Here is a 329-nt window from a genome sequence, read left to right on the forward strand (position 1 = left end):
AAATACTCAAACGCCCAATACAAACTAAAGCTATCGTTGTCATAAATGCTTTCGTCATATTTTTCTGCAACGTTAATGGTCACTCCAAAGCCATGTCCCTGTCTGTCGTAAATTTTTAAGCAAAACTTGTCGTTATACAAATTATCGAGAGCTCCCTTATCCGTCCTGATTTTGGCTTGTCTATATTTGAAATTGTTGTCATTAAGCCAATTCAACAAGTCAGAATTAATATGGTCTTGAACAGTTTTCATTTGTCTAATTTGGTTGAGCAGCATTCCACATAACTAATAAATATGCGCAAGTTTAACCAACTTTTTTCATTTTCAACA

1 protein-coding gene is annotated in these 329 nt (G+C 34.0%); it reads right to left on the reverse strand.

All coding sequences use genetic code 11. The features are described from left to right. Positions 1–251: hypothetical protein (locus IU405_RS15560; protein WP_231749395.1), on the reverse strand; the 251-nt coding region annotated here is incomplete at its 3' end. Positions 252–329 lie beyond the last annotated feature (78 nt).

Origin of the sequence: Polaribacter sp. BAL334, from assembly GCF_015767435.1 — a bacterium.
GTDB lineage: Bacteria > Bacteroidota > Bacteroidia > Flavobacteriales > Flavobacteriaceae > Polaribacter.